Below are 16,390 nucleotides of genomic sequence, written 5' to 3' on the forward strand. Positions count from 1 at the left end.
TTGTTATGCCGGACTGAGGTATTAGGACGGTCTGGTTTGATTCTAAGAACCTTTTTTATGCTAACTAATTTAAGACAAGAGATTGACGGCGATGGCAAAGAGCAAATTTGAACGTACGAAGCCGCATGTTAATATAGGTACGATTGGTCATGTTGATCATGGGAAGACTTCATTGACGGCAGCAATTACGAAGTATTTTGGTGAATTTAAAGCGTATGACCAAATTGATGCGGCACCTGAGGAGCGGGCCCGTGGTATAACGATATCTACTGCGCACGTTGAGTATGAAACGGAGAGCCGTCACTATGCTCATGTTGATTGTCCTGGTCATGCGGATTATGTTAAGAACATGATTACAGGAGCGGCCCAAATGGATGGTGCCATATTAGTTGTTTCTGCAGCAGATGGGCCTATGCCTCAAACGCGTGAGCATATTTTGTTGGCCCGTCAGGTTGGTGTTCCAGCGATTGTTGTTTTTCTCAATAAAGTTGATCAGGTTGATGATAGCGAGCTTTTAGAGCTTGTAGAGCTTGAGGTTCGTGAGCTTTTATCGAAATATGATTTTCCGGGAGATGATATTCCTATAGTTAAGGGTTCGGCTTTAGCGGCGCTTGAGGATTCAAATAAGAGTATAGGTGAAGATTCTGTTCGTCTTTTGATGAGTGAAGTTGATAAATATATACCGACCCCTGAGCGTCCAGTTGATCAGCCGTTTTTGATGCCTATCGAGGATGTTTTTTCTATTTCTGGTCGTGGTACGGTTGTTACGGGTCGTGTTGAGCGTGGCATTATTAAAGTTGGTGAAGAAATAGAGATTATTGGTATTCGTCCTACATCTAAGACAACAGTTACTGGGGTTGAAATGTTTCGCAAACTTTTAGATCAAGGCCAGGCTGGTGATAATATAGGCGCTTTGCTTCGTGGTGTTGATCGTGAAGGGATTGAACGTGGTCAAGTATTGGCGAAGCCTGGTTCTGTTACCCCTCATACTAAATTTAAAGCTGAGGCTTATATTTTAACAAAAGATGAGGGGGGGCGTCACACACCGTTTTTCACGAATTATCGTCCTCAATTTTATTTTCGTACGACCGATGTTACGGGTATAGTTACGCTTCCTGAAGGAACGGAAATGGTTATGCCGGGTGATAATGTTGCAATGGATGTCTCTTTGATTGTTCCAATCGCGATGGAAGAGAAGCTTCGTTTTGCGATCCGAGAAGGTGGTCGCACCGTTGGGGCTGGTATCGTATCTAAAATTATTGAATAAGTGAGATAAATTAATTAGGATATATTTAAGATATTTTTCTAAAAGATTAGGGGTATAGCTCAGTTGGTAGAGCGGCGGTCTCCAAAACCGCAGGTCGCGGGTTCAAGTCCTGCTGCCCCTGCCGTAAATTGTGATTTGAATCACAGTTAGAGAGAGGATAGACAGATTGGTTATGTTTATTTTCTTTTTTTTATATAGGGCTTGTTTTTTTGAACATGAATCTGTATTGAGTAAAAGGTGATGGGATTGCGTAAGGATTATTGTAATTTTTCGCATTTTTGTCATGTTTTTTATTGTATAGTTGCAATAAGATTAGAAAGAATGTAGTGTGATTAATGGCATCTAAAATCAATCCTATTACCTTTTTAAAACAAGTTCGCGCAGAAACAGCTAAAGTAAAATGGCCTTCGCGTCGTGAAACAGTAATTTCTACTGTTATGGTGTTGGTGGTAACTGCATTGGCTTCAGTTCTCTTTTTTGTTGTGGATCAGACGGTAAATTTTGGCATATGGCAGGGTATTGATCTTCTAAAGTATCTTTTTAGTTGATAGTGCAAGGAAATGTGACTGTGGCTGCTCGTTGGTATATTGTTCAAGCATATTCAAACTTTGAAAAAAAGGTAGCGGAAGCTATTGATAAAGAAGCAAAGCAAAAAGGGCTTGATCATTTATTTAAAAAAATTTTTGTTCCGACTGAGCGTGTTGTTGAAATTCGTCGTGGTCGCAAGGTCGATTCTGAGCGTAAATTCTTTCCTGGTTATGTTCTTGTTTGTGCTGAGTTGACAGATGAGGTTTATCATCTCATTAAGAATACTCCTAAAGTGACAGGATTTTTAGGTTCAGATGCGCGTCCTGTTCCTATTTCTGATTGCGAAGTTGAGCAAATTCTTAAACAGGTTAAGGAGGGGGTTGAGTCTCCAAAGTCTTCTATGTCATTTGAAGTGGGTGAGCAAGTTCGAGTAGCAGATGGGCCTTTTGTTTCTTTTAATGGTATCGTTCAAGAGGTTGAAGAAGAGCGCTCTCGCCTTAAGGTTGAAGTGTTAATTTTTGGGCGTCCTACGCCTGTTGATTTAGAGTTTGGTCAGGTTGAAAAGCTTTGATTGAGCTTAAAGTGATTTTTTTAATCACTTTAAAAATATATAGAAATGTATTAAGATAGAAGGTGATTTATGGCTTTTGCCAGCTTAATGATCCAGACTATCAAACTGCAGTGGTTTTTTGGTATAATTTAAGTAGCCAATTTACCAATATAAATTTAGAGGCAGAGTATTATGGCAAAAAAAAGTGTAGGTCAGTTGAAATTACAGATTCCTGCAGGGGCGGCTACTCCATCACCTCCGATTGGTCCTGCTCTTGGGCAGCGTGGTATTAACATCATGGAGTTTTGTAAGGCTTTTAATGCAGCTACGCAGGAAATGGAAAAGGGTGCGCCGATTCCAGTAGTTATTACTTACTATCAAGATAAGTCTTTTACGTTTTCATTGAAGACGCCTCCGGTATCTTTTTTTTTAAAAAAGGCAGCAAATTTAAAAAGTGGTTCAAAAGAGCCGGGTAAAGTGTTTGTTGGGACAATTTCTCGTGATAAGATTCATTCGATTGCGGAGGCAAAGATGAAAGATCTTAACGCAAATGATATTGAAGCGGCAATGCGCATGGTTGAAGGTTCTGCTCGCTCTATGGGCTTAGAGGTGTTAGGCTAATATTATGGTAAAGATAGCAAAGAGAATACATAAAATTCGTGAAGGTGTTGATTTTAATAAGCTGTACGCTTTAACAGATGCTATTTCAATGGTCAAAGAACGCGCTGTTGCTAAATTTGATGAAACAATCGAGATTTCGATGAATTTGGGTGTTGATCCTCGTCATGCAGATCAGATGGTTCGGGGTGTTGCTCATTTGCCTAATGAAACAGGTCGAAATGTTCGTGTTGCTGTTTTTGCACGTGGTGTTAAAGCCGAAGAGGCTAAAGCTGCTGGTGCAGATATTGTGGGGGCTGAAGATTTATTTGAAACTGTTAATAGTGGAACAATTAATTTTGATAGGTGTATTGCAACACCAGATATGATGCCTCTTGTTGGTCGTCTTGGTAAAATTCTTGGTCCACGGAGTTTGATGCCGAACCCAAAAGTTGGTACTGTAACAATTGATGTTGCTAGTGCTGTTAAGGCTTCTAAAGGTGGTGCTGTTGAATTTCGTGTTGAAAAATCTGGTATTGTGCATGCTGGCATCGGTAAGGCTTCTTTGGGAATTGAGAAAATAGTGGAAAATATTAAAGCTTTTGTTAGTGCAGTTAATAAAGCTAAGCCGCAAGGTGCAAAGGGAGAATATATTAAGCGAGTTGCAGTTTCTTCAACTATGGGTGTTGGAATAAAGGTTGATCCTGCAACAGTTCGTTCAGAGATAATATGAAAATTCAGAGATAATATGAAAACTTGTGGTTTTATTGTGTATCTGATGGCTGAGATTATATTTTAGTTATCAGTTTTAGTTGGTATTCAGTTATCTGAGCTTTATTAAGCTCAGGTCATACCGGGAGAAATTCCGGAATGTCCTGTCCGAGATTGTAGGTGATACCTTGTTTTGGTGTCTTAATTAGAAAAGGCCTGCATGAGATTGGGGTAAGAACTTTGAAGTTAATAAACTTAAAAGGTTTGAGCCAAGATTGCCTTTGATCGTTTATGCGTGAAGAAGGGGGCAGGATCCTCATCGTTAGCATAGAAGAATTTCATGCTATCAAAGGTAACCAACAGATTTGTTTTAATAGATCTGTTAAATGGAGAAAGACAGTGAATAAAGCGGAAAAAGGAAAATTTGTTGCATGGCTTAACAAGACTTTTCAAGAGTCAGGTTCTGTTGTTGTTGCACATTATTCTGGTTTGACTGTTTCACAAATGAACGATCTTCGTTCAAAAATGAGTGAAGCAGGTGGTGCTATTAAAGTCGCCAAAAACCGTCTTGCTAAAATCGCTCTTCAGGGTACAAAATCTGAAGAAATGATGGATCTGTTCACTGGGCAAACGCTTATTGCTTATTCAGAAGATCCAATTACAGCATCGAAAGTTGCTGTTGATTTTGCAAAGGCTAATGATAAATTTGTTATCCTTGGCGGTGCAATGGGTGAAACAAGTTTAAGTGTTGATGCTATAAAGTCTTTGGCTTCATTACCTTCACTGAACGAATTGCGGGCAAAAATTTTGGGTATGGTTTCTACTCCTGCAACCCGTATTGTTCAGGTTATTAATGCGCCTACTGGCCAGGTTGCGCGTGTTGTTGGTGCATATGCTCGAGGAGGATGAAGCAGCTATGCTGTTTTTTGTAATCTAAGTTTACAGAAATTCTTGATAGGTTTCTGTTTTTTTGGATAAGTTCTAAACAATAATTCAAATCTTTTAAGTGAAGGAATTTTAAAATGGCTGATCTGGCAAAGATCGTAGAAGATCTTTCTAACCTTACTGTTTTGGAGGCTGCAGAGCTTTCGAAACTACTTGAAGAAAAATGGGGTGTTTCTGCTGCTGCTCCTGTGGCGGTTGCTGCTGTTGGTGCTGTTGCTCCAGCTGCCGAAGAGAAAACAGAATTTGATGTTATTCTTACAGATGGTGGTGCTCAAAAGATTAATGTTATTAAAGAAGTTCGGGCTCTTACGGGGCTTGGACTTAAAGAAGCAAAAGACTTAGTTGAGGGAGCACCTAAGCCTATTAAAGAAGGTGCTTCTAAGGAAGAAGCAGAAAAAATTAAGGCCCAACTTGAAGCTGCTGGTGCTAAGGTTGAGCTTAAGTAAGTTTATTTTATTGGTAAATATTGATATGTGCCAATTTTCCCCCATAAAAGGGGCTTAATTAAGAGAAACCTTTTCCTTACAGTTTAGTGACTGTAAGGGAATGGGCTGTTGTAAACAGCCTAATGGTAAAATCAAATTAAGTAGATATATTGGCTATTTAGGTATATAAAAATTAGAGATACTTACAAAGGGTATCAAATGAGCTGGTCTGTATGTATGCAGACTGATGACATAAAGCTATCAAGGTTTAGTCTACCTTGAGCAGTAAAGATCGAGGAGCAACGATGGCTCAGACTTTAGCGATGATGTCCCAATTTAATGGCCGTAGACGTGTGCGTAAATTTTTTGGTAAGATTCCTGAAGTAGCAGAAATGCCGAATCTTATTGAAGTTCAGAAAGCTTCATATGATCAATTTCTTATGATTGAGGAACCAGAAGGCGGGCGTTTAGATGAAGGTTTGCAGGCTGTTTTTAAATCGGTGTTTCCTATTTCGGATTTCTCCGGAACAGCTATGCTTGAATTTGTTCGTTACGAATTTGATCCACCTAAATTTGATGTAGAAGAATGTCATCAACGTGATTTGACATATGCAGCACCATTAAAGGTGATATTGCGTTTAATTGTCTTTGATGTTGATGAAGATACTGGTTCAAAAGATATTAAAGACATTAAGGAGCAGGGTGTCTATATGGGTGACATGCCTTTAATGACCGACAATGGTACGTTTGTAATTAATGGTACAGAGCGTGTTATTGTTTCGCAGATGCATCGCTCTCCAGGTGTCTTTTTTGATCATGATAAAGGAAAAACTCATTCATCAGGTAAATTTCTTTTTGCAGCTCGTGTGATTCCTTATCGTGGTTCGTGGCTTGATATTGAGTTTGATGCTAAAGATATTGTCTATGTTCGTATTGATCGGCGGCGAAAGATTCCAGTGACAAGTCTTTTAATGGCATTGGGTATGGATGCATCAGATATTTTGTCGACATTTTATAATAAAGTTTCTTATGAACGTACTAAGAATGGGTGGCGTATTCCTTATTCAGTTGATCGTTTTAGGGGCATGAAACTGGTTTCTGATCTTGTTGATGCAGATAGCGGTGAGGTTGTAGCAGAAGCTGGTAAAAAACTAACAGTTCGCGCTGCAAAGCTTTTAGAAGAAAAAGGTTTAAAAGCGATTGAAATTAGTGAAGATGATTTGTTGGGATCTTATCTTGCAGAAGATATCGTAAATTATCAAACAGGTGAGATTTATCTTGAAGCTGGAGATGAAATTGATGAAAAAACATTAAAGATTTTGTCTGATGTTGGTGCTGATCAGATTAATATTCTTGATATTGATCATATGAATGTTGGTGCATACATTCGTAATACCTTAAAAGTGGATAAAAATGAAAGCCGGCAGGATGCTTTATTTGATATTTATCGGGTAATGCGTCCAGGTGAACCGCCAACAATTAATACAGCAGAGGCAATGTTTCATTCATTGTTTTTTGATCCAGAGCGTTATGATCTTTCAGCCGTTGGGCGAGTTAAGATGAATTTACGTATGGGGCTTGATTGTCCGGATACAGTTCGCATTTTGCGCCAAGAAGATATTCTTGCTGTTGTTAAGATGTTAGTTGAATTGCGTGATGGTCGTGGTGAGATTGATGATATTGATAATCTTGGCAATCGTCGTGTTCGGTCGGTTGGAGAATTGATGGAAAATCAATATCGGATTGGTTTACTTCGTATGGAGCGTGCAATCAAAGAACGTATGTCATTGGTTGAAATTGATACTATTATGCCGCAGGATTTGATTAATGCAAAGCCAGCAGCAGCTGCAGTTCGCGAATTTTTTGGGTCCTCACAATTATCGCAATTTATGGATCAAACCAATCCATTGTCAGAAATTACTCATAAACGTCGTCTTTCTGCTCTTGGTCCAGGTGGTTTAACCCGTGAGCGGGCAGGTTTTGAAGTGCGCGATGTGCATCCTACGCATTATGGTCGTATTTGTCCGATTGAAACACCGGAAGGGCCGAATATTGGTCTGATTAATTCTTTAGCAACATTTGCTCGGGTTAATAAATATGGTTTCATTGAAAGTCCATATCGCAAAATTATTGATGGTAAGGTAACGAAAGAAGTTATTTATCTTTCTGCTATGGAAGAATCAAAACATTATGTTGCTCAGGCAAACTCTTCATTGGATGCAGAAGGACGTTTTACGGAAGAATTTGTTGTTTGTCGTCATGCTGGTGAAGTGTTAATGGCTCCGCGTGATCATATAGATTTGATGGATGTTTCACCAAAACAGTTAGTTTCTGTGGCTGCTGCCCTTATTCCATTTTTGGAAAATGATGATGCAAATCGTGCGCTGATGGGATCTAATATGCAGCGTCAAGCAGTTCCACTTTTGCGTGCAGAGGCACCTCTTGTTGGTACAGGTATGGAAGCAATAGTTGCTTGTGATTCGGGTGCTGCTATTGGTGCAAAACGTGGTGGTATTGTTGATCAAGTTGATGCAATGCGTATTGTTATTCGTGCAACAGAGGATTTAGATCCTTCAAAGTCTGGTGTTGATATCTATCGTTTGCAGAAATTTCAGCGTTCCAATCAGTCTACCTGTATTAATCAGCGTCCTCTCGTACATGTAGGAGATCGGATAGAAAAGGGTGATATTATTGCTGATGGTTCATCTACAGATCTTGGTGATTTAGCTCTTGGGAGAAATGTTCTTGTGGCATTTATGCCTTGGAATGGTTATAATTATGAGGATTCTATTTTACTTTCTGAGCGCATTGTTGCTGATGATGTATTTACTTCGATTCATATTGAAGAGTTTGAGGTTGCTGCACGTGATACAAAGCTTGGGCCAGAAGAAATTACCCGTGATATTCCTAATGTTGCAGAAGAGGCATTAAGAAATCTTGATGAAGCAGGTATTGTTTATATTGGTGCTGAAGTTCATCCTGGTGATATTTTAGTTGGTAAAATTACACCAAAAGGTGAAAGTCCAATGACGCCGGAAGAAAAGCTTTTACGTGCGATTTTTGGTGAAAAAGCTTCGGATGTTCGTGATACTTCTATGCGAATGCCTCCTGGAACTTTTGGTACTGTTGTAGAAGTTCGTGTTTTTAACCGCCATGGGGTAGAAAAAGATGAGCGTGCAATGGCAATTGAACGTGAAGAAATTGAGCGTTTAGCTAAAGATCGTGATGATGAGCAATCAATTTTGGATCGGAGTGTTTATGCACGTCTCGCGGATATATTAACGGGTAAAGTTACGATAGAAGGTCCAAAAGGTTTTCCCAAAGGAAAGACTCTTGATAGTACAGTGATGGAAAAGTATCCACGATATCAGTGGTGGCAGTTTGCTGTTGAGGATGAGAAGCTTCAGAATGAAATTGAAGCTTTGCATAAGCAGTATGATGAATCAAAAAAAGCACTGCAACGTCGTTTTATGGATAAGGTTGAAAAAGTTCAAAGAGGCGATGAAATGCCTCCTGGTGTTATGAAGATTGTGAAAGTTTTTGTTGCAGTGAAGCGCAAAATTCAACCAGGAGATAAAATGGCAGGACGTCACGGTAATAAAGGCGTTGTGTCACGTATTCTTCCAGTAGAAGATATGCCATTTCTTGAGGATGGAACGCATGCCGATATTGTTTTGAATCCTTTGGGTGTGCCAAGTCGTATGAATGTTGGCCAAATTCTTGAAACACATCTTGGTTGGGCGTGTGCGGGTATGGGTAAAAAAATTGGTGATTTAATAAAGCTTTATCAGGAAACTGGAGATATATTGCCTTTGCGTCAACGTATTGAAAATCTTATTCCTGATGATGATCGTAATGAGCCAGTTCGCCACTATGATAATGAAAGCCTTATTAAGTTAGCACTTCAGATGAAGCAGGGCGTTTCGATTGCAACACCTGTTTTTGATGGAGCCCATGAAGCTGATATTAATATGATGTTGGAAGATGCAGGCTTAGATAGTTCAGGTCAAGTTACGCTTTATGATGGTCGTACTGGAGAGCCTTTTGATCGTCCAGTGACTGTAGGATATATATATATGCTTAAATTGCATCACCTTGTTGATGATAAGATACATGCGCGTTCAATTGGACCTTATTCACTTGTTACACAGCAGCCGTTAGGAGGTAAGGCTCAATTTGGTGGTCAACGTTTTGGTGAGATGGAGGTTTGGGCACTTGAAGCTTATGGTGCTGCGTATACTTTGCAGGAGATGTTGACGGTTAAATCAGATGATGTGGCCGGTCGAACGAAAGTTTATGAAGCTGTTGTTCGTGGTGATGATACATTTGAAGCAGGTATTCCTGAAAGCTTTAACGTATTAGTTAAGGAAATGCGTTCTCTTGGTCTTAATGTAGAGCTTGATGATGCACGTGAACTTATTGCACAACGAGTAATATCTGATTCAGAAGGTTAATTTTGAGGAAGCATATTTTAAAATAGTATGCTCTGATTTTTTTGTAAAGTTATAATAGAGAAATTTCTATTAGATGGCGGAACATTTTAAAAGTGAAAACAAGTCTCAAATAAAGCTTTAACAAAGAGAAAAGCTATTGTGGCGAGTTTTAGAATCTTTGAAGGAGAACAGCATGAACCACGAGGTCATGAATCTTTTCAATCCTCAGGCACCAGTGCAGACATTTGACTCTATTCGTATTTCCATTGCGAGTCCTGAGAAGATTCTGTCTTGGTCATATGGTGAAATTAAAAAGCCAGAGACTATCAACTACCGGACATTTAAGCCAGAGCGTGATGGTCTTTTTTGTGCTCGTATATTTGGCCCTATTAAAGATTATGAATGTTTATGTGGTAAATATAAACGTATGAAATATAAGGGTATTATCTGTGAAAAATGTGGTGTAGAAGTCACTCTTTCACGGGTGCGTCGTGAGCGTATGGGTCATATTGAGCTTGCAGCTCCCGTAGTTCATATTTGGTTTCTTAAGTCATTACCTGGTCGTATTTCTACTCTTTTAGATTTGACTTTAAAAGATATCGAAAGAGTTCTTTATTTTGAGAATTATATTGTTACAGAACCAGGATTGACATCTCTTAAGTTACATCAGCTTTTATCAGAAGAAGAATATATGCTTGCTGTTGATGAATTTGGAGAGGATCAATTTTCAGCTATGATTGGTGCAGAGGCTATTTATGAGCTTCTTGCGGGAATGGAATTGGATAAAATTGCAAATGATTTGCGTATGGAGTTAGCGGAAACAACTTCAGAATTAAAACAGGCAAAACTGATTAAACGGCTTAAGATCGTTGAGAATTTTCTTGAATCTGGTAATAAACCAGAGTGGATGATTATGAAAACTATTCCAGTCATTCCACCAGATTTGCGTCCATTGGTTCCATTAGATGGTGGTCGTTTTGCTACCTCAGATTTGAATGATCTTTATCGACGTGTTATTAACCGGAACAACCGCTTAAAGCGATTAATTGAGTTGCGTGCTCCTGGAATTATTATCCGCAATGAAAAGCGTATGGTGCAAGAAGCCGTTGACGCGTTATTTGATAATGGTCGTCGCGGGCGTGTGATTACTGGTGCAAATAAGCGTCCATTAAAATCCCTTTCAGATATGTTAAAAGGTAAGCAAGGACGTTTCCGTCAGAATCTACTTGGGAAGCGTGTTGATTATTCAGGTCGTTCTGTTATCGTAACAGGTCCTGAATTGAAATTACATCAATGTGGTCTTCCGAAAAAAATGGCTCTTGAGTTATTTAAGCCTTTTATTTATGCGCGACTTGATGCAAAGGGCTATTCATCTACTGTAAAGCAGGCCAAGAAGCTTGTCGAAAAGGAACATCCAGAAGTTTGGGATATCTTAGATGAGGTTATTCGTGAACATCCTGTGTTGCTGAATCGTGCGCCGACGCTTCACCGCTTAGGAATTCAGGCTTTTGAACCTATTTTGATTGAAGGAAAAGCTATACAACTTCATCCGTTAGTGTGTACAGCATTTAACGCAGATTTTGACGGTGATCAGATGGCTGTTCACGTCCCTCTCTCTCTTGAAGCACAGCTTGAAGCTCGTGTTTTGATGATGTCAACCAATAATATTCTTCATCCAGCTAATGGTGCACCGATTATTGTTCCATCACAGGATATGGTTCTTGGTCTTTACTACCTTTCAATTGTTTCTGAAAAAGAACCAGGTGAAGGGATGGCTTTTGCAGATATGGGTGAATTGCATCATGCTCTAGAAAATAAAATTGTAACTTTGCATACGAAAATTAAAGGTCGTTTTAAGGATCTTAATAAGGATGGTGGAGTTGTTTCAAAACTCTATGATACAACGCCTGGTCGTTTAATTATTGGTGAACTTTTACCAAAAAACCCGAATATTTCATTTGATATTGTTAATCAAGAAATGACTAAAAAGAATATTTCTAAAATGATTGACCAAGTTTATAGACATTGTGGGCAAAAAGAAACTGTGATTTTCTGTGATCGTATCATGCAGCTTGGCTTTTCTCATGCTTGTCGTGCTGGAATTTCATTTGGTAAAGATGATATGGTTATTCCTGATAGTAAGTCTCATTTAGTAGCAGAAACGGAAGCCCTTGCTAAGGAATATGAGCAGCAATATAGTGATGGTTTAATTACCCAAAGTGAGAAATATAACAAAGTCGTTGATGCTTGGGGTAAATGTACTGATCGTGTTGCCGATGAGATGATGAAGCGTATTCAAGCAATTGAATTTGATCCTAAGACAGGTCGTAAACGGCAGATGAATTCAATTTATATGATGTCACATTCCGGTGCGCGTGGTTCTGCTAATCAGATGAGGCAGTTGGCTGGGATGCGTGGGTTGATGGCAAAACCGTCGGGCGAAATTATTGAAACACCAATTATTTCTAATTTTAAAGAAGGCTTAACTGTTAATGAATACTTCAATTCAACTCACGGTGCACGTAAAGGGCTTGCTGATACTGCATTAAAGACTGCTAACTCTGGTTATTTAACGCGGCGTCTTGTTGATGTTGCACAAGATGCTATTATTTCAGCAGTTGATTGTGGTACTATGAAAGGTCTGACTATGCAGCCAATCGTTGATTCAGGACAAATTGTTGCTTCTCTTGGTCAGAGAATTCTTGGTCGTACGGCGCTTCTTGATATTTTGCATCCAATTTCTGGTGAGGTTATTCTTGAAGGTGGCGCGATGATTGAAGAAGCTGATGTTGCTAAGATTGAAGAGGCAGGAATTCAGTCTGTTCAAATACGTTCTGCTTTGACCTGTGAAACGCGTCTTGGTGTTTGTGCTAAGTGCTATGGTCGTGATTTAGCGCGTGGAACATTGGTTAATCAGGGCGAAGCAGTTGGTGTTATTGCAGCTCAATCAATTGGTGAACCAGGAACTCAACTTACGATGCGTACTTTCCACTTAGGTGGAACAGCACAAGTTGTTGATTCATCTTATTTTGAGGCGTCTTATGAGGGTACAATAGAAATTCGTAACCGCAACGTGGTTAGGAATTCTGAAGGCCATTTGATAGTTATGGGGCGCAATATGGCCATTATTATTAAGGATGAGGCTGGCAAAGAACGTGTTGTGCATCGTATTAGTTATGGAGCACGCATTTTTGTTGATGATGGTGATGTTGTAAAATGCGGTCAACGTATAGCAGAATGGGACCCTTATACACGGCCAGTTCTGACTGAAGTCGATGGTTATATAGGCTTTGAAGATATGGTTGATGGTTTATCAGTTACTGAAACGGCTGATGAATCCACAGGTATTACTAAGCGTTTGGTTATTGATTGGCGTGCTAACCCACGTGGTGCTGAACTAAAACCAGCGATTATCATTTATACAGATAAGAAGAGTGAGACTATTGCTAAATTGTATAAAGGTGGAGAGGCGCGTTATATGATGTCAGTAGAGACAATTCTTTCTGTTGAGCCGGGTTCTTATGTTAAGGCAGGCGATGTTATTGCGCGTTTGCCAATGGAAAGCGCTAAAACTAAGGATATTACGGGTGGTTTGCCGCGCGTAGCTGAGCTTTTTGAAGCACGTCGTCCAAAAGATCATGCTATTATTGCTGAAATTAGTGGTACAGTTCGATTTGGTCGTGGTTATAAAAATAAACGCCGTATTATTATTGAACCACATGATGAATCCCTTGAACCAATAGAATATTTAATTCCAAAGGGCAAATTATTTCATTTGCAAGAGGGTGATCAGATTGAGAAAGGTGATTATATCCTTGATGGAAATCCAGCACCTCATGATATTTTGGCAATTAAAGGTGTTGAAGCTTTGGCATCTTATCTTGTTAATGAGATTCAGGAAGTTTACCGTTTACAGGGTGTTTTGATTAACGATAAGCACATTGAAGTGATTGTTCGCCAGATGTTGCAAAAAGTTGAAATTACTGAAGCTGGTGATTCTGGTTATATTGCAGGTGATCATGTTGATCGTATTGAATTAGATGAAATCAATGATAATCTAATTGCAGAAGGTAAAAAACCTGCAGTGGGTAATCCTATACTTCTTGGAATTACAAAAGCATCTCTTCAGACACCCTCTTTTATTTCAGCAGCTTCATTTCAGGAGACAACTCGTGTGCTTACTGAAGCGGCAGTTTCTGGAAAAATTGATACTCTGCAAGGGCTTAAAGAAAATGTTATTGTTGGTAGGCTTATACCTGCAGGTACAGGTGGTGCGATTGCCCAAATTCGTCGTATTGCTACTGTTCGTGATGATTTGATTATGAATGAGCGCCGAAAATCCAGTGATGATGAAACCACGAAAGCTATGTTAACAAATATGACAACTAGCACTGTTGCAGAATGATTAATAATGCTAAGAAAGATGTGAAGCGCCTGAAATAAAATTAGGCGTTTATTAGGCTTTAAAATTCAGAATAGCGTTTCTGATAAATGTGTTTTTATAAGTTTTATAAGGTGATCTTAGATTTAAGAAATTTTTATGTAAATTAAGATTTTTAATTATAACATTTAGTATTTTGATTGTTCTACTATAAGTTTGCGATATTTAGGTAATTAGGAAGAGAAATTTATTTTTGTGTATTGAACAATTGAAAGATCTATAAAATAGATGGTAGTCATCTGTTACCTTTCAAGGAATAAGATAAAGAAGTTAGATTATCTGATAAAAAGGTATTCTTTTTAGAAAGCTTTCTTCAGTTTATATTTTTTATCTTTCAAAAGAGAACAATAAGAAAATTCTAACTAAGATTTGATAAAGAGCCTATAAGTTTTGGATAACAATGTAGTTGATTTATTGAACAGATATTAGAATGCAAGGATATTATTCAATTAATGATTTAACGCGGGAATTTTCAATAACTGCTCGGACTCTGCGTTATTATGAAGAAGAAGGGTTACTTACGCCTTTTCGGCATGGGTGTAAGCGACTGTATACGCAAATGGATCGTTGTAAATTGAAGCAAATATTACAGGCTAGAAGGGTTAATTTTTCCTTATCTGAGATATACAATATATTCGCAATAGATAGAAAACCACCTGATAATGAAAAAAAACTTAAAGAGTTAATTGAAGCTATCAATAAAAAACGTGCTGATTTGCGGCAGATGCAGAGCGATATTACTGATTTATTAAATGATTTAGAATGTATCGAAGAGACTTTTTTTGAGAGTTTAGCTGAATTAGGAGTTAATCGTTAGTTTTAAGTTTTATCAGTTTGACTAAAAATTTAGTAAAATTCTATCTCAAATTTAAGGTGTCTTTTAGTGATACTTACACTGATATAGAAAGAAGTCACTTGTAAAAATAAATATCGATATAGTATATAAGACATTTAATTTTTTGATTACAGTATCAAAAATTAGTTTGTTATATAAACACGAAATTATATCATGGAATTATTATCTGTTCTATGTATCGTAATTTTTGTAAGGAAATAAAAACTTACAAGAAGTTGTAGAGATTGTAGTAGTTAAACCATTTTAAATTCAGTTATCATACTTTATGATAGGATTTTACGCAAAATAATGTAAATAATAAGCGTTTAAGAGATACCGTATTTCTGTTTATGTTTGGTACAATGTATTTTGCTTTGTTCTTTATTCAATATTCTATGCGTTTATAAATTTTGACACAATCGTATTTTTCGCAATTAATGATTCCCATTGTTAAATAAAATAAAATTTTCAGAAATACATATAGTTGATTTTATTGATAATTTTAATGATTTCTCTTAATACCATGATAAGAGCAGATTATGCAGTTTAATGCTGTAATAATAAAGGCTATTTTATGCTTTATTGAATATTTATGTGCATTATGATACTCGCACTGCTATTTTTTCCTTATTGTTTTGGTTAAAGCTTGGTGAGTTTTTATATTTTATAAAGATTAGTCAATTAAAATATGTATTAAAGTATAGTTTCTGCAAATGATTTTAAAAATATAGAATCTATTGATTTTATCCTATTTTTATATAATTCATTGGTGAGAGAAAGCCATAGTAAGCAGAAAAAAAGAGATAAGATTAGCAGATAAAGCATGTAACCAAAGAATTTGCCTTATTCAATGTACTAGAGATGCTAAATTAGGAAGTATAAGAGTTTTTCATTTTTTTCATTAAAGAAGAACGGCATTTAAATTATCTTTCATATAAGAGCATATAAGAGAAAGTAAGCACAATGAAGGGTTCTATTGTTGATATTTTTCAATCCATTTTATCACGAAAATCAATTCGAGCATTCACTGATCAGCCTGTTAAGCGAGAAGTAATTGAGCAAATATTAAAATTTGCGGCACGGGCTCCATCTGGAACAAATCTTCAACCTTGGAAAGTGATTGTTTTGACAGGGGAAGCATTGCAGAAGGTTGGAGAGGAACTTTCACAATTGGTATTATCGGGTATAAAAGGGGAGCGTGAATACCAATATTATCCACGTCAATGGCGTGAACCTTATCGTTCTCGACGTAGAAAAGTTGGTTTAGATCTTTATAAAAGTCTTGGAATTCAACAAGGTGAGCAAGAAAAGATGTTACGCCAACAAGCACGGAATTTTTCATTTTTTGGTGCACCTGTTGGACTTTTATTCACGATGGACCAAGACATGGAGATTGGGAGTTGGCTTGATTTAGGTATGTTTATGCAAACCATTATGTTAGTTGCGCGTGGCTTTGGATTAGATACGTGTCCCCAAGCTGCATTTGCTGATTATCATAAGCAATTATGTGCACTTTTGTCAGTACCTTCCGAAGAGCGTATTATTTGTGGTATGGCTCTTGGTTATCGTGATGCAAATGCTCCAGAAAATAATTTTGAGACTGAGCGCGAACCGATCAGAAATTTTGTACGTTTTATTCAATCATGTTAGGAGTTATT

Annotated in this window: 11 protein-coding genes and 1 tRNA gene; all 12 read left to right on the forward strand. The window is 37.8% G+C overall.

Annotation, left to right across the window (positions count from 1 at the left end; all coding sequences use genetic code 11):
• The first annotated feature begins 91 nt into the window (after positions 1-91).
• The 12 genes from tuf (at position 92) to B11cv2_RS02340 (ending at position 16,382) form a co-directional block, all read left to right on the forward strand.
• Entirely contained in the window at positions 92-1,267 is a 1,176-nt protein-coding gene (gene tuf / locus B11cv2_RS02285; RefSeq protein WP_035006025.1) for an elongation factor Tu, read from the forward strand.
• Positions 1,268-1,315: 48 nt separating this feature from the next.
• Positions 1,316-1,388: transfer RNA gene (locus B11cv2_RS02290), tRNA-Trp, on the forward strand.
• Positions 1,389-1,602: 214 nt separating this feature from the next.
• A complete protein-coding gene (gene secE / locus B11cv2_RS02295) occupies positions 1,603-1,815 on the forward strand; it encodes a preprotein translocase subunit SecE (RefSeq protein WP_100693139.1) in 213 nt (70 codons plus the stop codon).
• Between the two features lie 20 nt (positions 1,816-1,835).
• Positions 1,836-2,366 (forward strand): transcription termination/antitermination protein NusG, encoded by a 531-nt coding sequence (gene nusG, locus B11cv2_RS02300; protein WP_100693140.1) that lies wholly within the window; start codon positions 1,836-1,838, stop codon positions 2,364-2,366.
• Positions 2,367-2,537: 171 nt separating this feature from the next.
• Positions 2,538-2,966, forward strand: a complete 429-nt coding sequence (gene rplK, locus B11cv2_RS02305) for a 50S ribosomal protein L11 (protein ID WP_100693141.1) — start codon at positions 2,538-2,540, stop codon at positions 2,964-2,966.
• A 4-nt stretch (positions 2,967-2,970) separates the two neighbouring features.
• Positions 2,971-3,675 carry a 50S ribosomal protein L1 gene (rplA, locus tag B11cv2_RS02310; RefSeq protein WP_100693142.1) on the forward strand — a complete coding sequence of 235 codons (705 nt, stop codon included), beginning with the start codon at positions 2,971-2,973 and terminating at the stop codon, positions 3,673-3,675.
• 377 nt (positions 3,676-4,052) lie between these two features.
• A complete protein-coding gene (rplJ, locus tag B11cv2_RS02315; protein ID WP_100693143.1) occupies positions 4,053-4,562 on the forward strand; it encodes a 50S ribosomal protein L10 in 510 nt (169 codons plus the stop codon).
• 113 nt (positions 4,563-4,675) lie between these two features.
• The gene (gene rplL, locus B11cv2_RS02320) at positions 4,676-5,044 is read left to right on the forward strand and encodes a 50S ribosomal protein L7/L12 (RefSeq protein WP_100693144.1); all 369 of its coding nucleotides are present in this window, start codon (positions 4,676-4,678) and stop codon (positions 5,042-5,044) included.
• Positions 5,045-5,328: 284 nt separating this feature from the next.
• Positions 5,329-9,477 (forward strand): DNA-directed RNA polymerase subunit beta, encoded by a 4,149-nt coding sequence (gene rpoB / locus B11cv2_RS02325; RefSeq protein WP_100693145.1) that lies wholly within the window; start codon positions 5,329-5,331, stop codon positions 9,475-9,477.
• 172 nt (positions 9,478-9,649) lie between these two features.
• Positions 9,650-13,861 carry a DNA-directed RNA polymerase subunit beta' gene (gene rpoC, locus B11cv2_RS02330; protein WP_100693146.1) on the forward strand — a complete coding sequence of 1,404 codons (4,212 nt, stop codon included), beginning with the start codon at positions 9,650-9,652 and terminating at the stop codon, positions 13,859-13,861.
• A gap of 466 nt (positions 13,862-14,327) precedes the next feature.
• Positions 14,328-14,714, forward strand: coding sequence for a MerR family DNA-binding transcriptional regulator (locus B11cv2_RS02335; RefSeq protein WP_100693147.1), 387 nt, complete (start codon positions 14,328-14,330; stop codon positions 14,712-14,714).
• Positions 14,715-15,695: 981 nt separating this feature from the next.
• Positions 15,696-16,382, forward strand: coding sequence for a nitroreductase (locus tag B11cv2_RS02340; RefSeq protein ID WP_100693148.1), 687 nt, complete (start codon positions 15,696-15,698; stop codon positions 16,380-16,382).
• Positions 16,383-16,390 lie beyond the last annotated feature (8 nt).

Origin of the sequence: Bartonella sp. 1-1C (genome assembly GCF_002810325.1) — a bacterium.
Taxonomy (GTDB): domain Bacteria; phylum Pseudomonadota; class Alphaproteobacteria; order Rhizobiales; family Rhizobiaceae; genus Bartonella; species Bartonella rochalimae.

What these genes read in the sequence shown, in the direction of transcription:
- rpoB (WP_100693145.1), top strand. Translation starts at nt 5,329, where the DNA reads ATGGCTCAGACTTTAGCGATGATGTCCCAATTTAATGGCCGTAGACGT.
- rplA (WP_100693142.1), top strand. Translation starts at nt 2,971, where the DNA reads ATGGTAAAGATAGCAAAGAGAATACATAAAATTCGTGAAGGTGTTGAT.
- B11cv2_RS02340 (WP_100693148.1), top strand. Translation starts at nt 15,696, where the DNA reads ATGAAGGGTTCTATTGTTGATATTTTTCAATCCATTTTATCACGAAAA.
- rplL (WP_100693144.1), top strand. Translation starts at nt 4,676, where the DNA reads ATGGCTGATCTGGCAAAGATCGTAGAAGATCTTTCTAACCTTACTGTT.
- rplK (WP_100693141.1), top strand. Translation starts at nt 2,538, where the DNA reads ATGGCAAAAAAAAGTGTAGGTCAGTTGAAATTACAGATTCCTGCAGGG.
- rpoC (WP_100693146.1), top strand. Translation starts at nt 9,650, where the DNA reads ATGAACCACGAGGTCATGAATCTTTTCAATCCTCAGGCACCAGTGCAG.
- B11cv2_RS02335 (WP_100693147.1), top strand. Translation starts at nt 14,328, where the DNA reads ATGCAAGGATATTATTCAATTAATGATTTAACGCGGGAATTTTCAATA.
- tuf (WP_035006025.1), top strand. Translation starts at nt 92, where the DNA reads ATGGCAAAGAGCAAATTTGAACGTACGAAGCCGCATGTTAATATAGGT.
- secE (WP_100693139.1), top strand. Translation starts at nt 1,603, where the DNA reads ATGGCATCTAAAATCAATCCTATTACCTTTTTAAAACAAGTTCGCGCA.